Source organism: uncultured Cyclobacterium sp., assembly GCF_963977555.1.
Lineage (GTDB): Bacteria > Bacteroidota > Bacteroidia > Cytophagales > Cyclobacteriaceae > Cyclobacterium.
In genome coordinates this window covers 71,042-86,874 of the sequence record NZ_CAXBPD010000025.1, presented here as the reverse complement: position 1 = coordinate 86,874, position 15,833 = coordinate 71,042, and the positions used below count along the sequence as shown (strand labels likewise).

At 40.3% G+C, this 15,833-nt stretch carries 13 protein-coding genes; 9 read left to right on the top strand and 4 right to left on the bottom strand.

The features are described from left to right. Window positions 1-397 precede the first annotated feature (397 nt). From AAC073_RS22755 to AAC073_RS22725, 7 genes are all read left to right on the top strand, one after another. The gene (locus AAC073_RS22755; RefSeq protein ID WP_339926126.1) at window positions 398-1,729 is read left to right on the top strand and encodes a TolC family protein; all 1,332 of its coding nucleotides are present in this window, start codon (window positions 398-400) and stop codon (window positions 1,727-1,729) included. An 11-nt stretch (window positions 1,730-1,740) separates the two neighbouring features. Then, window positions 1,741-2,946: an efflux RND transporter periplasmic adaptor subunit gene (locus AAC073_RS22750; RefSeq protein WP_339926125.1), complete on the top strand. Its 1,206-nt coding sequence runs from the start codon at window positions 1,741-1,743 to the stop codon at window positions 2,944-2,946. 6 nt (window positions 2,947-2,952) lie between these two features. Beyond that, a complete protein-coding gene (locus AAC073_RS22745) occupies window positions 2,953-3,696 on the top strand; it encodes an ABC transporter ATP-binding protein (protein WP_339926124.1) in 744 nt (247 codons plus the stop codon). A 2-nt stretch (window positions 3,697-3,698) separates the two neighbouring features. After that, window positions 3,699-4,919 carry an ABC transporter permease gene (locus AAC073_RS22740; protein WP_339926123.1) on the top strand — a complete coding sequence of 407 codons (1,221 nt, stop codon included), beginning with the start codon at window positions 3,699-3,701 and terminating at the stop codon, window positions 4,917-4,919. Window positions 4,920-4,923: 4 nt separating this feature from the next. Continuing rightward, the gene (locus AAC073_RS22735; RefSeq protein WP_339926122.1) at window positions 4,924-5,961 is read left to right on the top strand and encodes a histidine kinase; all 1,038 of its coding nucleotides are present in this window, start codon (window positions 4,924-4,926) and stop codon (window positions 5,959-5,961) included. A gap of 8 nt (window positions 5,962-5,969) precedes the next feature. Next, a complete protein-coding gene (locus AAC073_RS22730; protein ID WP_339926121.1) occupies window positions 5,970-6,698 on the top strand; it encodes a LytTR family DNA-binding domain-containing protein in 729 nt (242 codons plus the stop codon). 100 nt (window positions 6,699-6,798) lie between these two features. Beyond that, window positions 6,799-7,173 carry a GxxExxY protein gene (locus AAC073_RS22725; RefSeq protein ID WP_339926120.1) on the top strand — a complete coding sequence of 125 codons (375 nt, stop codon included), beginning with the start codon at window positions 6,799-6,801 and terminating at the stop codon, window positions 7,171-7,173. Window positions 7,174-7,443: 270 nt separating this feature from the next. Here the strand turns inward: AAC073_RS22725 and AAC073_RS22720 are convergent, their stop codons facing one another. From AAC073_RS22720 to AAC073_RS22705, 4 genes are all read right to left on the bottom strand, one after another. Further along, complete coding sequence (locus AAC073_RS22720) at window positions 7,444-8,577, bottom strand: amidohydrolase family protein (protein WP_339926119.1); 1,134 nt, start codon at window positions 8,575-8,577, stop codon at window positions 7,444-7,446. A 3-nt stretch (window positions 8,578-8,580) separates the two neighbouring features. Then, on the bottom strand, window positions 8,581-9,132 hold the full coding sequence (locus tag AAC073_RS22715) for a DUF2911 domain-containing protein (protein ID WP_339926118.1): 552 nt from the start codon (window positions 9,130-9,132) through the stop codon (window positions 8,581-8,583). A gap of 96 nt (window positions 9,133-9,228) precedes the next feature. Next, window positions 9,229-11,445 carry a PQQ-binding-like beta-propeller repeat protein gene (locus tag AAC073_RS22710; RefSeq protein WP_339926117.1) on the bottom strand — a complete coding sequence of 739 codons (2,217 nt, stop codon included), beginning with the start codon at window positions 11,443-11,445 and terminating at the stop codon, window positions 9,229-9,231. A 65-nt stretch (window positions 11,446-11,510) separates the two neighbouring features. Beyond that, complete coding sequence (locus AAC073_RS22705) at window positions 11,511-13,388, bottom strand: c-type cytochrome (protein WP_339926116.1); 1,878 nt, start codon at window positions 13,386-13,388, stop codon at window positions 11,511-11,513. 586 nt (window positions 13,389-13,974) lie between these two features. Here AAC073_RS22705 and AAC073_RS22700 point away from each other — a divergent pair. Together AAC073_RS22700 and AAC073_RS22695 are read left to right on the top strand one after the other, a co-directional pair. Beyond that, window positions 13,975-14,943: a phosphotransferase gene (locus AAC073_RS22700; protein ID WP_339926115.1), complete on the top strand. Its 969-nt coding sequence runs from the start codon at window positions 13,975-13,977 to the stop codon at window positions 14,941-14,943. A 4-nt stretch (window positions 14,944-14,947) separates the two neighbouring features. Beyond that, window positions 14,948-15,829, top strand: coding sequence for an inositol monophosphatase family protein (locus tag AAC073_RS22695; protein ID WP_339926114.1), 882 nt, complete (start codon window positions 14,948-14,950; stop codon window positions 15,827-15,829). Window positions 15,830-15,833: the final 4 nt, after the last annotated feature.

Here is a 15,833-nt window from a genome sequence, read left to right as displayed (position 1 = left end):
CCCACTCAATTCACCTAAATCTCCTCTTTTTTATTTTCTAAGCAGACCCTAATTAATCACCTATTTATTAAGAGTAGGATAAGTATATAGCTATTAAAGAGTCATTCAAAGTTTTGGCAGAGTTGATAAGGCTTCATACCAAAACTATGAAATTAATATTTCTTGATTTTCTTATGGTTGCAACTCTTCTCAATGGAAATTATGAAGTCCTATTGTGCAATCAGTTAAACTTTTCTTATAAGCCAAGTCTACCAAGAGGTAAGTCAGTGTATTTCACAAAATTCCCCATCTATAAAATTAGGCCTTTTGTATAGGCATTAAGGCCAAACGTCTATTGCTCTTTAATAAAACAAGCGATAGTCCCACATTTGAAGTGTTAATCTAAAACACTTTAAAAATGAAACTTTATCTCCTCCTTGTAAGCTTATTCTTTGTGCAATTCTCTTTTGCGCAGGAAGTCGCCAATACACCAACGCCGCAAGTATGGTCTTTGGAAGATTGCATTGACTACGCCCTTGAAAATAACATTACCGTTAAAGAGGCCATCCTTAATACCGACATTGCCTCTGTGGATTATGACAGGGCCAAATCCTCCAAATTGCCAAACCTTTTTGGTAGTGCTTCCCAGATATTTTCTAGTGGGAATGCCATTGACCCCATCACTAGCGATTTTGTATCTGAGCAAATCAATAGTAATAATGTAGGTCTCAATAGCTCCATCACCTTGTTCCAAGGCAACCAACTTAACAATCAAATAGCGCAGAATAAGTTATTGATGGAACAAAGTTTTTTTCAAGGAGAAATTGAAAAAAACAACATTGCCTTGAACATTTTAGAAACCTATTTACAGGCCTTGTTTAGCAAAGAAAGCATCACTATTGCTGAAAATAATTTAGATGCCTCAGAGAAAGAGGTTTTAAGGGCAAAAGCTCGATTGGATGCAGGAACCATTGCATTAAGTGATTACACGGAGGCCCAAAGCCAAGCGGCTACCAACAAATACAATGTAATAACTGCAAAAAATACTTACGAGCAGCATATCATTGACCTTAAACAATTGTTAGAGCTCTCACCAATGGAGGATATGGACATTGAAACCATTGATGAGAACATGGATTTAATCAACCTGGAGCTTAACAAAACTGCCATTTATTATAAAGCCTTACAGTTTATGCCAGAAATTGAAGTTAGTAACTTAAACATAGCTGTCAACGAGAAAGAACTTGAAATAGCCAAAGGTGCATACTTGCCTACACTGTCTTTGTCAGGAAGTCTTGGTTCAGGTTACACTAGTATCAACTACAATTCATTTTCTGACCAGTTCAATACCAATTTCAACCAAAGACTTGGACTTACTTTAACCATTCCCATATTTAATAGGAACCAGACCAAATCGGCAGTAAAAACGGCTTCAATAAACATTGAAAAAGCCCAAATACAAAAGCTTGGAACAGAGAAAGTGATCTATAAAAATGTAGAAACAGCATATCAAAACGCGGTTTCGGCCCAGGAGCAATTGTTTGCTGCTAAAGCCTCACAAGAAGCTGCCGAACAATCTTACCAACTGGCCCAAAAGAAATATGAATTGGAGGACTTAAGTACCACAGACCTGGTAATTAGCCAAAATACTTATACCAATGCCCAACAGAACTATCTGCAGGCCAAATATTTGAATATTTTATACCATCAATTGTTACAATTTTACCAAGGAAACGACATTAAACTATAATTAATTTTAACATGAAAACTAAAAAGAATGTCATCATAGGCAGCATATTAGTGGCAATTGTAGCCTTAGCCGCTTACAGTTTTATAAAAGGTGACGATGCTGTGATAATTGAAGTCAAAACGGTGCCAGCCAAGAAAACGAATGTTACCACCATGGTTACTGCTACAGGTACCATGGAACCCATTACGCAAGTTGAAGTGGGTACCCAGGTATCTGGTGTGGTCGAAAAGATTTATGTAGACTATAACAGTGTGGTTAAGCAAGGGCAATTGATAGCTGAATTGGATAAAACAAACCTTAAAGCAGCTGCTTCACAAAATCAGGCTTCGTATGACAATGCCGTAAGCCAAAGAAATTATCTTAAAACCATTTATGACAGGCAAAAAACATTGTACGACAATCAGGTGATTAGCAAATCAGATTATGATGAGTCCTTGTACAATTATGAAACAGCAAAAGGTACTGTAACCCAGCGCTTATCAGACCTTCAATCAGCCAAAACAAATTTGGGCTATGCCAATATATATTCACCAATAGACGGAGTAGTATTGTCACGTGCCATTGATGAGGGGCAAACAGTTGCTGCAAGTTATAGCACACCGACCTTGTTCACCATTGCCCAGGATTTAAAAGAAATGCAGGTAGAAGCTGATGTGGATGAAGCGGATATTGGCAATGTGAAAGAAGGTCAGCGGGTAGAATTTACAGTGGATGCCTATATCGGTGAAACTTTTGAAGGTGTTGTGACACAGGTGAGATTGGACCCAACAGTTACCTCAAATGTTGTAACCTATACAGTAGTAATCCGAGCCGACAATCCGGATTTAAAATTGAAACCAGGATTAACTGCTACCATTTCCATTTTTACTTTAGAATTGGAAAAGGTATTGACTGCAGAAGCAAAGGCCATCAATTTCAAGCCAGAAACTGAAACTTTGGCTTCCTACAATTCACAACACAATTTTCCAAACCAAGAGAATCAACTCAACAATGGAGCTACTTCTATTTGGGTATTAGATAGCCAAGGAGAACTCATCCCTAAGACAATAACTTTAGGAGCGAGTGATGGTGTTAATGTGCAGCTATTGAGTGGGGTTGATGAAGGAGACAAATTGGTGTACAGCTTAAAAGGTATAAGTAAATCTGAGCTTACAAAGGAAACAAGTAGCGAAAGTCCATTTATGCCACAAAGACCTGGAGGCGACAGAAAAAAGTAATCTATCATGAGTAAAGAAATAATAAAAATAGAAGAGCTGAAACGTTCTTTTACGATGGGAACCGAAACGGTTCATGCGCTTAGAGGTATTTCATTTACCATTAAGAAAGGGGAATTCGTTACCATAATGGGTTCTAGTGGGTCTGGAAAAAGTACTTTATTGAATATTTTGGGTTGTCTGGATCAACCTACAGAAGGTACCTATGAAATAGATGGGCTAAGGGTAAAGGACCTCAGCAAAAATCAATTGGCAACTATCCGAAATGAGAAGATTGGATTTATCTTTCAATCCTATAACTTATTGCCAAGAACATCGGCAATAGAAAACGTAGAATTACCGCTGTTGTACAACAGCAAGGTGTCTACAGTAGAACGAAGGGAACGTGCCATAAAATCATTAGAAATGGTTGGATTGGCTGATAGGTTACACCATACGCCATCACAACTTTCAGGTGGTCAACAGCAGCGTGTCGCCATTGCAAGGTCTTTGGTAAATAATCCAGTGATGATTTTAGCAGACGAAGCAACAGGAAATCTTGACACGCGAACATCTTATGAAATCATGTCACTCTTTCAAGAGTTAAATTCCAAGGGTATTACCATAACTTTTGTCACCCACGAACCGGATATAGCAGCATTTAGCAATAGAACAATCATATTAAAGGATGGGAATATTATTAAGGATTACAGCAATCAGAATAAATTGTCTGCTGATAAAGAATTGACAAACTTACCTGTAGAAGAACATTAATTATGAGACTATTAAATCTATTGAAAATAGCTTTTAAAGCCATAGTTCTTAATAAAATGAGAACCTTGTTAACAATGCTAGGGATTATTATTGGGGTGGCGTCGGTTATTACCATGCTCGCTATTGGGGAAGGATCGAAGGAGAGTATTCGTAGTAGTATATCCAGTATGGGTTCAAATATCATCACCATCAGGCCTGGAGCAGATGTGCGTGGTGGAGTGCGAGGTAGTGCAAGCGAAATGCAAACCCTAACCTTTAAGAATTACGAGGCTATCAAAGAACAAGCTACCTTATTGAGCTATATATCACCTATGGTCAATGGTGGTGGACAGGTCATCAATGGTTCTAGCAATTGGCCATCTACTATCTATGGGGTTAATCCAGACTATTTGAAAATTAAGGTAGTGGATTTACAAAGTGGCAGCATGTTTACTGATGCAGAAGTTCAATCAGCTGCAAAAGTAGCTTTAATTGGTCAAACAGTTGTCGACAATGTTTTTCCAGATGGTAAAGAACCAGTTGGACAAATGATCCGCTTTAATAATATTCCTTTCAAAGTCATTGGGGTGTTGGAAGAAAAGGGAGAAAATACCTTTGGCCAGGACCAGGATGATGTAGTTATTGCACCTTATACCACGGTTCAAAAACGTATCCTTGCCATTGATTATTTGAATCAGGTGATGGCATCGGCAGTTAGCGAAGAAGATGCACCTGAGGCAGTTACTCAAGTGACTGAAATAATGCGGGAACAGCATAAGCTCACAGACAATGAGGAAGACGATTTTAGTGTTCGTTCTATGGAAGAACTTATTTCTACCTTTAGTTCTACCACCGAAATGTTAACCGTTTTATTGGTTGCTGTGGCGAGTATTTCCTTACTGATTGGGGGTATTGGAATTATGAACATCATGTATGTGTCTGTAAAGGAGCGAACAAGAGAGATTGGTTTGCGGATGGCAGTGGGAGGGAAGGGCTCTGATATATTAATGCAATTTCTGATTGAAGCCATTTTAATTAGTATTACCGGAGGCCTTCTGGGGGTCTTCTTAGGACTAGGAGCCACTTTTTTCGTCGAAAATTTCTTAAATTGGCCAACAAGTGTTGCCTTGTATTCTATCATTGTATCTTTCGCCGTATGTGCTGTAACAGGTATCTTTTTCGGCTGGTATCCTGCTAGAAAAGCTTCAGCCTTGGATCCTATAACTGCTTTGCGTTACGAATAATAGTATGTACCACAATAAAAAAATAACGGTCTTTTCACATTTACTGGTTTGGTTTGTGTTATTCAGTATGCCCTATGTTTTGTCCTATGGGCAGGATCAGGAAATAATGAGAGTATTTGCACATTTTTGGATACCCTTGTTTTTTTATGCCATCGTGTTTTACCTAAATTATAGCATATTGATAGACCGCTATCTTTTTAGCAATAACACGCTGTTGTTTGTTGGAATTAATGTTGCCCTTATTTCTTTCTTTTTACTGCTAAGAGAGCAATTGGAAAGCAATTACTTCCAAGAGCTGGCAAGAAAAGTTCCAACTGAAAACGAGGGCAGTGGACCACCATTTAAAATGTTCATTTATATTCAGATGCTATCTTACATGGCCCCATTGCTATTTGCCATTGCCATAAAAACCACACAGCGATGGGTAAAAACTGAGGCGGAAAGCAAAGAAGCCGCCAATTTCAAATTACAATCAGAGTTGCAGCACCTGCATTATCAGCTTCAACCCCATTTCTTCTTTAATTCGCTGAACAATATCTATTCATTGGTGGATATTTCTCCAGATCAGGCAAAAACCTCCATTCACAGCTTGAGCAAACTCATGCGCTATATGCTGTATGAAACCAATATGGAAAAAGTAACTTTGTCGAAGGAAATCGAATTTATGAAGAAATACATCGATTTAATGAAGCTTAGGGTATCTGATAAAACTTCCGTTAAATATAGTTTCCCAAGCGAAAATACTGGCATTCAAATAGCCCCTTTGCTGTTTATTTCTTTAATAGAAAATGCGTTTAAACACGGGGTTTCAGCAAGTAAAGAGAGTCTGATTGACATTGCCATGCGTTGTGAAGGGCAGACGGTATTATTTACAATAGCTAATGATAACTTCCCAAAAAAAATCGCAGATAAGAGTGGTTCCGGAATTGGTCTTCAAAACCTTGAAAAGCGTTTGAAATTATTGTACCCCAATCAATATACTTTCACTAATAAAGTGCTTGACAACCGATTTTTAGTAAATTTAACAATAGAAACAGGTTGAAGATAAAAATGAGTGGTTTGAAAATTTCCTGCGTGATTGTAGATGATGAACCTATGGCGCTAAACTTAGTGGAAAGTTATGTTGAGAAAACACCATTTCTGGAATTAAAGAAGAAATGTAGCAGTGCCATAGAAGCCATGGAGTTTATAAAAACTTCTCCTGTAGATTTACTGTTTTTAGACATACAAATGCCAGATTTGACTGGGATAGAATTTTCTAAAATGCTTCCCAAAGAAAGTCGAGTGATCTTTACAACTGCTTTCGATGAATATGCCCTTGAGGGTTTTAAAGTAGAAGCGCTGGATTACCTATTAAAACCCTTTGATTACGCTGAATTTTTAGCTGCAGCCAACAAAGCCAGCACCTGGTTTAATCTTGTGAAGGAAAAGCAATCCGCTCCGGTGGCTGAAAAAGAGTTTTTGTTTGTCAAATCAGAATACAAACAATTAAGGGTAAAGTTGGCCGATGTACTGTATTTTGAGGGGCTAAAGGATTATATCAAAATATGGCTTAAAGACAATCCAAGGCCAATATTAACCCTTATGAGTTTGAAGTCTTTGGAAGATGAATTGCCCCAGACACAATTTATGCGTGTTCATCGTTCTTTTATTGTTTCCCTGAAAAATATAGACGTTATCGAACGCAGCCAGATTCTAATCAACGACCAACGCATCACCGTTTCCGACCAATACAAGCCAAAATTCCTGGAATTTGTAAATGGGAATTCTTTTCATTGATATTCAATAAAATAGTCGAGATAGTAGGGCTTTATTTCTAGGTTTTTCTATTTATTATTATCTTAGTATTTGGTGAATTGAAAGTTTTTCAGGTTTTAATATGGAGTTGGAACATAAAGACATCACAGAAAAGATAATTGGCGCTTCCTTTGAAGTGCATAAGTTTTTGGGAAATGGCTTCCAGGAGGTTATTTATCAGCGGGCATTGGCGTGGGAAATGAGACAATTGAATCTTGAATTTGCTCGTGAAATTGAGCAACAAATTTATTTCAAAGACCTACCAAGACCAATTGGCACCAGGAGGGCTGACTTCGTAGTGGAAGGAAAAGTATTGGTTGAGCTCAAAGCCAAAATAATTCTAGAAGACGTTCACTTAGCCCGGGTACTAAACTATTTAAAAGCTTATAAATTGAAAGTTGGACTACTTATTAATTTCGGAAGTAAAAGCCTTACATTTAAACGCCTGGTGTTGTAATTGACGTCGGAATCACAGAATATACGGATGAATCACGGATTATACGCCGGATCACGGAATATACGCCGGAATCACGGATTATACGGATTAAAGGATTACACTGATTTTTTTTAATCCGTGAAATCTGTGTAATCCATCATAAATCCGTGATTCCGGCGTGAAAAGATGAAAAAAAGACGAACCACGAATCAGACGTAAATAATAATTACTCAAGTTCCAAAATCCGTGCAATCCGTGTAATCAAATTAATTCCGTGATTCCAACAGTATTTTAATCGTCTACACCCTCAAACAAAGACTCGTCAATCCCTGGAATCAATTGGATGGCATTTTTAAAATAAATTTTCTGGAGGACTGAGTCTGGAAGGGCTAGGCCATACATTTTCCAATGGGCATGTCGTTTTCTGTAGTAATCGAAATATTCGTCGTTAGTTTCTAACACCCTGAAATAGGTGTAGTATTCTTCTTTTTTATAGCTGTCTTTCCCCATCATTACCCTGTCTTGGTAGTCGATTAACCATTTTCGGGCGGTAATGGGTTGCCTGCCTAATTCGGCTAATACGGCTCCCAATTCAGTGTACATATTGGGCATTTCATCGAGCAATTTACCAAGTCGGGCCAGGTCATTGCCAAACCAACCCAAGTGGGCTGAAATAAATTTAGTATTGGGATGCTTTTTAAAGACATGGTGTTGTTCGGCCATTACTTCCTCAAAAGAGGGGTTCTTTTCTGGATCTTTGTACCTACTGGGGTATTGTTTGAGCTCTAGCCAGCGCTCATTGTTTTTGTCTTTGGGCAACCAGAAAGCTGCCGGTTCACCAGTATGAATCAATACCGGAATACCCAATTCTCCACATTTGGCCCAGATAGGATCCAGTCTAGGATCATCGACTTTTATTCTATTGCCATTGCTGTCCTTATCAGTAAGACCTAAGCTTTTATAAACTTTAAGCCCTCTTACACCCAATTTAAAGGACTCTTCCATCAAGGAAAGTGTTTCATTTGGCCAAACTTCGTCATCCACTTTTTCAAAGTCAATGTTCATAAAAAGAGTGAATCGATCGCTGTACTTTTCATTGACATTGTCCAGCGACCATTCTAAGTACTTTCCTCTAAAGCCACTTAAGTTGACCATTACGGCCATGTTCAATTCATCCATTTCCTTTACTAAATCATCCAGGTTTTGAACGGGCATGGTAAACTGATGGTTGTGAACATCAATAAAAGGGAATTTAGCCTTGGTCAATAGGTGCTCTTGAACTTTTAGGGTAGAAATGGGTGCATATTCTTCCACATCCATTACGTTATTACGGTATTGGATTTTACCTATTATCCAATAGGCAATACCCAAAAATAACAAAATAGATAAGGGTAGCAATACCCACTTCTTTTTGGAGAATGCCATTGCTTATTGCAGTGTAACAGGTACAGTAAATAGCGTTTGATCCCAGCTGTAATTAATGGTAGCACCGTTTTCCGAAGTAACAACGTCTATCGTAAAAGTCTCCACTTCTGAAGCAGTACTTTGTACTTGTGCATCAACCGTTACCACGTCTAATTCATGATCAGGCTCTGCTATGCCAAAGAAAATATTTGTTTCACTGTTCAATGTAACCTTGAATGCATTTGCTCCAGGAACAGCATACATGCTGTAGGTTCCCGCTTTTACAGGTTTCCCACCAAAAGTAACGTCTTTATTAAAAGTGATTTCGGTAGCAGCATTGGCACCTAATCTCCAATACTTGCCATAAGGCTGTAGCGCATCATCCGCTTCCTCTCCAAATATAAGTCTTCCTTTTTTTGAAGGTTGACTATAATCAATAGTTATTTCCAATCCTCCATCGCTATAGGAAGTAGTGGTTGGAGGACTAGCTGGTGTGGCAATAAATAATCCATAAACTACCCATACAACGAATAGCAAAAATACCACCCCGACACCAATTAAAATATTCTTTTTCATGATTTTGTTTTTTAGATTTTGAATTTACGAAATAAATATTATAAAAGCTTGAATTCAAAGTATACGATTAGGCCTGTTTCGCATTTTTGTAGTTAATCAATTAGGTAGTGAAAACGCCATTACTGATCCGGCGGTATTTTTTGAATTTCCTCCAACAGAAAGCACTATGAACTGTTTGCCTTCCACCATATAGCTACTTGGATTGGCATTGGCAAAACCTGGCAAATCGATTTCCCAGCGTTTTTCACCCGTGTCCTTGTCAAAAGCCCGAAATTTATTGTCTCGTGTACCTGCTATAAATACCAGTCCGCCAGCGGTAACCGTAGGTCCAGCGGAACCCGTATCGCCAGTCTCCTGCAGCCCTGTCTGCAGATCAGGCTTATTTCCTAATGGGACGCTCCAAGCATATTCACCGGTATTTAGGTTGATGGCATGAAGTGTGCTCCAAGGAGGATTAATTCCCGGTCTTCCTTTAGAATCCCTAAAATACCCATAAGCGGTAAGGTTCAGGTATCGATTCAGGTCTTTTACAGATTTGGTTTCTAAAGATGCTCCTTGGTTGTTGTTGATTTCTTTCAACAAAGAATTTTCCTGATCAGGGCTTTCTTTATTTTCATTCTCGAAGAGGTAGGCCAAGATAGCTTCTTCCTTTGCTTCGTCATTGATGACACTTGAAAAGCTTGGCATTTTACCTCCTCCTTGTTTTATTTTTGTTAACACATCTTCTTCGCTGATCCGGCCTTTTAACCCTACTAAAGAAGGATTTCCTTGTTCGTCTCCATTTTTATCCAGGCCATGACAGCTTACACAAAAGGTGGAATAAATCGATTCTCCCCGTTTATAAATAGATAGGTTGGTAATGGCATTTTCAGGCTCCACCTTTTTCATGCGCATGATTTCCGGGGAGTCATTTGACCTGACGTACAGGAGACCAGTAGCCGCATCAAAGGCAGCACCGCCCCAACTTGATCCTCCGCGTGAACCAGGGAACTGCAAGGTTCCTTTCAGTGATGGAGGGGTAAAAATCCCTTCATAACGAAGGGAGCGAAACAGTTGTATCAGCGAATCCCTAGAGGTAGACGAATAATTGGCAAGGTCGGTTTCGTCCAAATATTGCCGGGCATAGGGAGCGGGTTTTAGCGGAAAAGGCTGAGTCGGCCAGGCCTCTTCCCCAGGAACATCGGATTGGGGTACGGGCCTTTCTTCAACTGGAAATAAAGATTTTCCAGTTTCTCTATCCAAAAGGTAAATAAATCCCACTTTGGAAGTCTGGGCCACAGCATCAATTTTTCGGCCTTCGTGTTCTACCGTAACCAGATTTGGAGGTGCTGGCAAATCATAGTCCCACAAGTCGTGATGTACAGTTTGAAAGTGCCAAATATAATCTCCGGTTCGGGCATTGATTGCTACTACTGAGTTGCCAAACAAATTCATGCCTTTCCGGTCTGCACCATAATAATCGTAGGCAGGGGATCCAGTACCAAAATAGACCATGCCTCGAGAGGCATCCAGGCTAAATCCTCCCCAACTGTTGGCGCCTCCAGCATACTTCCATGCATCCTTTGGCCATGAATCATACCCAACTTGTCCCGGAATAGGGATGGTGTGGAAAGTCCAGGTCAATTCCCCGGTACGCACATTGTATGCCCTTACATGGCCAGGCTCTGCTCCATAGAGCTCCGAAACTTCAGTGCCCAGGATCAGCAAATCTTCGAAAATAATTCCCGGTGAAGTGGGTATCACAGAGATTTTATCCGGATCGCCCCGCATTCCTTCATTTAAGTTCACCTTACCTGCGTTGCCGAATGAAGGGATTGGCATTCCTGTAGACGCATTTATGGCAAAAAGTTTATCCCCTCCGGTAAAGAGAATGCGTTTGTCTGATCCGTCTTCCCAATACGTTACACCCCGTTTAATTCCGCCTCCTCGTTCCCCATCAAATGGGTCAAAACTCCACTTTAATACGCCTGTGACAGCATCGACTGCAAATAGCCGTCCGCGGGCAGAGGTGGTGTACAGGATTTTATCAATGATGATCGGATTACTCTCACTGTTTTTTGGGTTGCCTCCAGAAATAGTGTCATTGGGTTCGAAAACCCATGCCAGGGTTAGTTTTGACACATTTTCCTTGTTAATCTGGTCAAGAGGAGAATAGCTACTACTTTCTGCGTCCGCTTTATAGACGCCCCAATGGGAATAAGTATCCTCCTTTTGGGCACAACTTCCACTCCCAAGCAGAAACATAAAGAGAATTAATTCATAGCTAAAAGTGAAGCTTTGTTTTATGGTCTTTGGAAAGATGTAAGCTTTCATTATACGGTTATATAGGATTGACAGCCTGAAATTAATAAAGTTTTGGCAAACTAGTACCTAACAATTTACTTTACCACTTTTGCCCTAATTTTGGAAACTTCACTCGGGGTGATGGTGCTGGCTTTGTTTCCCCATCTGTTTCGGATATATGAGGTAATGGAAGCAACTGCATGATCATCTAGAATGTTGGCATGCGGAGGCATATAACCGTTAAATGTTTTTCCCCTTACAGTGATCTCGCCTTGGATGCCATTTAAAATTGACTCGACAAGGATTTCAACATTCCCTTGCACCCGCTCAGATTGAGCGAGGGGAGGAAAACGGTTATTGTCCCCTTGTCCATTTCGTTGATGACAAGTAGCACAGTAGGTATTGTAAAGAATTCCTCCTTCAAGCATTGAACCTTTATCCAAATTATCAACTCCTTCTACCGGTGTTTTAATATAGCTTTTATTTGCGGTCAGTTGATTCATTACATCAAGCTGCTTTTTACCAAATTCCTTTTTGTTACCCTTGTACATCACCCGCCAAATTTTCCCTTTGTTTGAATCGGATATATAAAGGGAGCCATCTGGGCCTTCGGCCAATCCCATAGGCCTGTACTTGGCATCACCAGTGTTTTCTACTGTATCTACTCCGGCAAACCCATCTGCAAAGACTTCCCAATCACCAGCTATCCCGTCCTCTAAAGGAACAAAGCAGACGATGAATCCAGCTTGAGGATAGGGAGATCGATCCGTGGAACCGTGAAAAGCAACGAACACACCTTGCTTGTACCTTTCTGGAAATTGGCTTCCTTGGTAAAAATGCAAATCCATTGGGGCCCAATGACCAGGAAACCCTACCACTGGATTATCAAAATCGGCTGCTCTGCCGATGATCTTGCCATCACCACCGTATCCGGGCGATAAGACATTTTTGCCTTGTAACTGATCATAATAGGCGTATGGCCAGCCAAAATCAGCTCCATCGGTTATTTTCACCAATTTTTCAGATGGTAGTACAGCTGCCTGCCAGGAGGAATAAAGCTTTGGATAGAGGGTATGAAAATTGTCTATTCCATTTACTACTCCATAAAGTTGGTCATCCAAGGGACTCCAAGTCATACCGACAATACTGCGAAGGCCGGTTGCAAATTTGACACCATCTGATTGAACCTGACCTTCTCTGTTGGCATCAAACTTCCAGACGCCTGCATTCATCTCCCGTTCGGGACTGGGATCCAAGCCCTTTCCTTCAGGGGTTCCCGTTGGCCCAAAGATTTCAAGGTCCTGTCCTGCATCAGAAGGAGACCCGAATGGGATATACATATTTCCTTTCCCGTCAAAAGCTGCAGGTTTAGTGGTATGCCAATTTCTGGCAACATTGGGATGCGTATCTGTGAGAATAATTTCCGTTCTGCTGCTGGGTACTAATTCCCCAGGACTTAGTTTATTTCTTAAAACCTGATTTACAGTACTGGTATAAAGATAGCCATTGTAAATGGTAACCCCGACAGCAGAACCGCCTACACTTTCATAGTCACCAAAGCGGACTACGGAATCTGCTTTTCCATCCCCATCGAGGTCTCGAAGTCCAATGGTGCCTCCCTGTTTGTCCTTGGAAAAGCGAAGTTTGGCATAAATGTCCCCATTGTCGTTGACTGTGATATGACGCGTTGGCCCCACACTGTCGATGACCACCAAGGCTTCAAATCCCCCTGGAATGATTAATCCACCATTATCGATGTCCCCAGGGGGCAATTCGGCTTCCTTATTTATGCAGGAATAGCTTATTATCAAAAGGAGAAGGAAGCAATAATTTAAATATCTCTGGAAAGCACAAAAATTCGAATGAATTAATTTGGTCAAATGATGTAAGCGGGGCATGGTCTGAAGTGCAGTTAATGTGGTGTAAGCTTTTTGAACCACTAATTTAACCTTCCTGATTCTATTTATCGACATTGGCCTTAATAATTTATTCAGGAGGATACGATCTTTGTGACCTATGGAGGGTTTATCCTTTCAGAAATTGATTTTTCTCGATTAAACATTTTTAAAATAAAATCCCCCTTTGTCCCCCTTTGAAGAAAAGGGGGATTTGCTGAATTGGAAATTTAACGTTGATTTAGTGGAAATCAAATTGGCTGAAAAATTGCAAATCAGGTATGCACCCGTCAGTCCTGAAAATTCAAAATCCCCCTTAAAAAAGGGGGCGCAGGGGGATTTCTAAGGTATTTTGTTCAGTCTAATAGCATGTCTCATTGTAAGAGAACATGCCGGTAACCGGACCCGGAGCGCAGCAGAAGGGATAGCTTTTAGGGAAATGTTACCCTTGACTTCGACTCCGCTCAGCCGCCGGGTTGGCATTTTACGCCACCTTATTCCAAACAAGGGCCATTACCCAGATTTGTGAAATTCAATGCAAAATGCATCAATAAGAAGAGAAATTTCGGTAATTTTATTGTCCGTTAGCGACATACTTGAGTAGTGAAATTGTTGCTATATAAAGGATAAAATATCTCTATAAATAGAAAACCCTCAACAGTAAATGCCCTCCATCGAATCCCAAATTCTTAAATGTACCAAGGCCTCAGCGATTAGGAGCATAACGCATGTGCAAACCTTATGGAGTGGATATGGGGCTATAAAGCGGTATACATTAGAGGGAGGGGAGTACTCATCGGTTATTGTCAAGCATATACAACTTCCCGAATCTGGTAAACACCCAAGAGGATGGAATACGGATTTATCACATCAGCGTAAAGTTAAATCTTATGCCGTAGAAAGCTACTGGTACGAGCATTATGCAAAACTAACCGATTCCCATTGTAAAGTTCCTCAATTACTCCATTCAGAATGTGAAGGAAACATGCGCCTACTGGTCATGGAAGACCTCAATGCTTCCGGTTTTCCTATCAGGCTAGTTCCTGAAACAGTTACCCTGGACCATGCGAAAAATTGTCTGACTTGGTTGGCACATTTCCATGCAAAATTTATGGGGGTGGAACCTAAAGGCTTGTGGGAGACCGGTACTTACTGGTACCTTAAAACCCGGCCTGATGAACTGGCAAAAATGACCAATAAATCTTTAAAACAAGTAGCTCCGGCCATAGATCAAAAGCTTAACAATGCGACCTATCAAAGCCTAGTGCATGGAGATGCCAAGCTGGCAAATTTTTGTTTCGGTGAAGAAAACCAAGTGGCAGCTGTGGATTTTCAATATGTAGGAAAAGGATGTGGTATAAAAGATGTGGCCTACTTCATTAGCAGTTGTTTTACTGAGGAGGTCTGTAATCAATTTGAAGATGAGTTGTTAATGCATTACTTCAATGTGCTTGAAATAAATATGGTTAATTCAATTGATTTTAAGCTGGTTAAGGAAGAGTGGTTAAGCCTTTACAAATTCGCTTGGGCTGACCTTTATCGATTTTTGGATGGTTGGAGCTCAGGTCATTGGAAGATGCATAAGTACAGCAAACGGCTCACACAAGCAGCCATAAATGAACTAAATCACTGAAGCGATGCTAGAAAAAACCAATTTAACTACGCTTTGCCAGCAAGCCATAAACGCAAGCATAGAGGCCGGAAAATTAATTCAATCGCAAGTAGATCAATCTTACAGTCAACAAAAAAAGCAAGGAGGGTATTCCACGGCTTCTCAGGTAGTGACCGAGGTAGATTTCAAGGCTCAAGAAATTATTTTACACCATTTATTGCCAAGCATAAAACAATTTGATCTTGGTTTACTCACCGAAGAAGCAACCGACGATGCCTCTCGATTACAAAAGGACTATTTTTGGTGCATCGATCCACTGGATGGAACTTTACCTTTTACAGAGCAACGTCCTGGTTATGCTGTTTCCATAGCCCTTGTTTCCCGAGCCGGAAATTCTGTGGTTGGAGCTGTCTATATACCTGATGAAGATTTGTGTTATAGTGCTATCAAAGGGGAAGGCGTTGCCTTAAATGGCCAATCTTTTAGCCTTAGCAATACTGCGGATGATGATTCATTACATGTCTACATGGACAGAAGCCTGCAGGGTGCAAGTTATTTTCAAGAACTAAAAGGCAAGACAAAGCAATGGGCAGAAGGTCAGAATCTTACCAATGTGTTTTACCATGTTGGCTTCGGTGCAGTTCGCAACGCATTGTCCGTTTTGTCCCATAGTAATGCCTGCTATTTTAAATTCCCCAGAAAAGAAAAAGGAGGGGGCAGCATTTGGGATTTTGCAGCCACACGGTTGATTTTTGAAGAATTAGGTTTGCCTGTATCCAATAGTAAAAGAGAAAATTTACACCTAAATTCTCCTGAATCAACCTTTATGAATCAGCAGGGAGTGTTGTATGCATCGGCTGAAAGTATTAGGGAGATGATAAGTCAGTTGAATCGGAAACATTACTGAAATG

Coding starts and splice junctions, on each gene's coding strand:
- AAC073_RS22755 (WP_339926126.1), top strand. CDS start 398: ATGAAACTTTATCTCCTCCTTGTAAGCTTATTCTTTGTGCAATTCTCT.
- AAC073_RS22750 (WP_339926125.1), top strand. CDS start 1,741: ATGAAAACTAAAAAGAATGTCATCATAGGCAGCATATTAGTGGCAATT.
- AAC073_RS22745 (WP_339926124.1), top strand. CDS start 2,953: ATGAGTAAAGAAATAATAAAAATAGAAGAGCTGAAACGTTCTTTTACG.
- AAC073_RS22740 (WP_339926123.1), top strand. CDS start 3,699: ATGAGACTATTAAATCTATTGAAAATAGCTTTTAAAGCCATAGTTCTT.
- AAC073_RS22735 (WP_339926122.1), top strand. CDS start 4,924: ATGTACCACAATAAAAAAATAACGGTCTTTTCACATTTACTGGTTTGG.
- AAC073_RS22730 (WP_339926121.1), top strand. CDS start 5,970: ATGAGTGGTTTGAAAATTTCCTGCGTGATTGTAGATGATGAACCTATG.
- AAC073_RS22725 (WP_339926120.1), top strand. CDS start 6,799: ATGGAGTTGGAACATAAAGACATCACAGAAAAGATAATTGGCGCTTCC.
- AAC073_RS22720 (WP_339926119.1), bottom strand. CDS start 8,577: ATGGCATTCTCCAAAAAGAAGTGGGTATTGCTACCCTTATCTATTTTG.
- AAC073_RS22715 (WP_339926118.1), bottom strand. CDS start 9,132: ATGAAAAAGAATATTTTAATTGGTGTCGGGGTGGTATTTTTGCTATTC.
- AAC073_RS22710 (WP_339926117.1), bottom strand. CDS start 11,445: ATGAAAGCTTACATCTTTCCAAAGACCATAAAACAAAGCTTCACTTTT.
- AAC073_RS22705 (WP_339926116.1), bottom strand. CDS start 13,388: ATGTCGATAAATAGAATCAGGAAGGTTAAATTAGTGGTTCAAAAAGCT.
- AAC073_RS22700 (WP_339926115.1), top strand. CDS start 13,975: ATGCCCTCCATCGAATCCCAAATTCTTAAATGTACCAAGGCCTCAGCG.
- AAC073_RS22695 (WP_339926114.1), top strand. CDS start 14,948: ATGCTAGAAAAAACCAATTTAACTACGCTTTGCCAGCAAGCCATAAAC.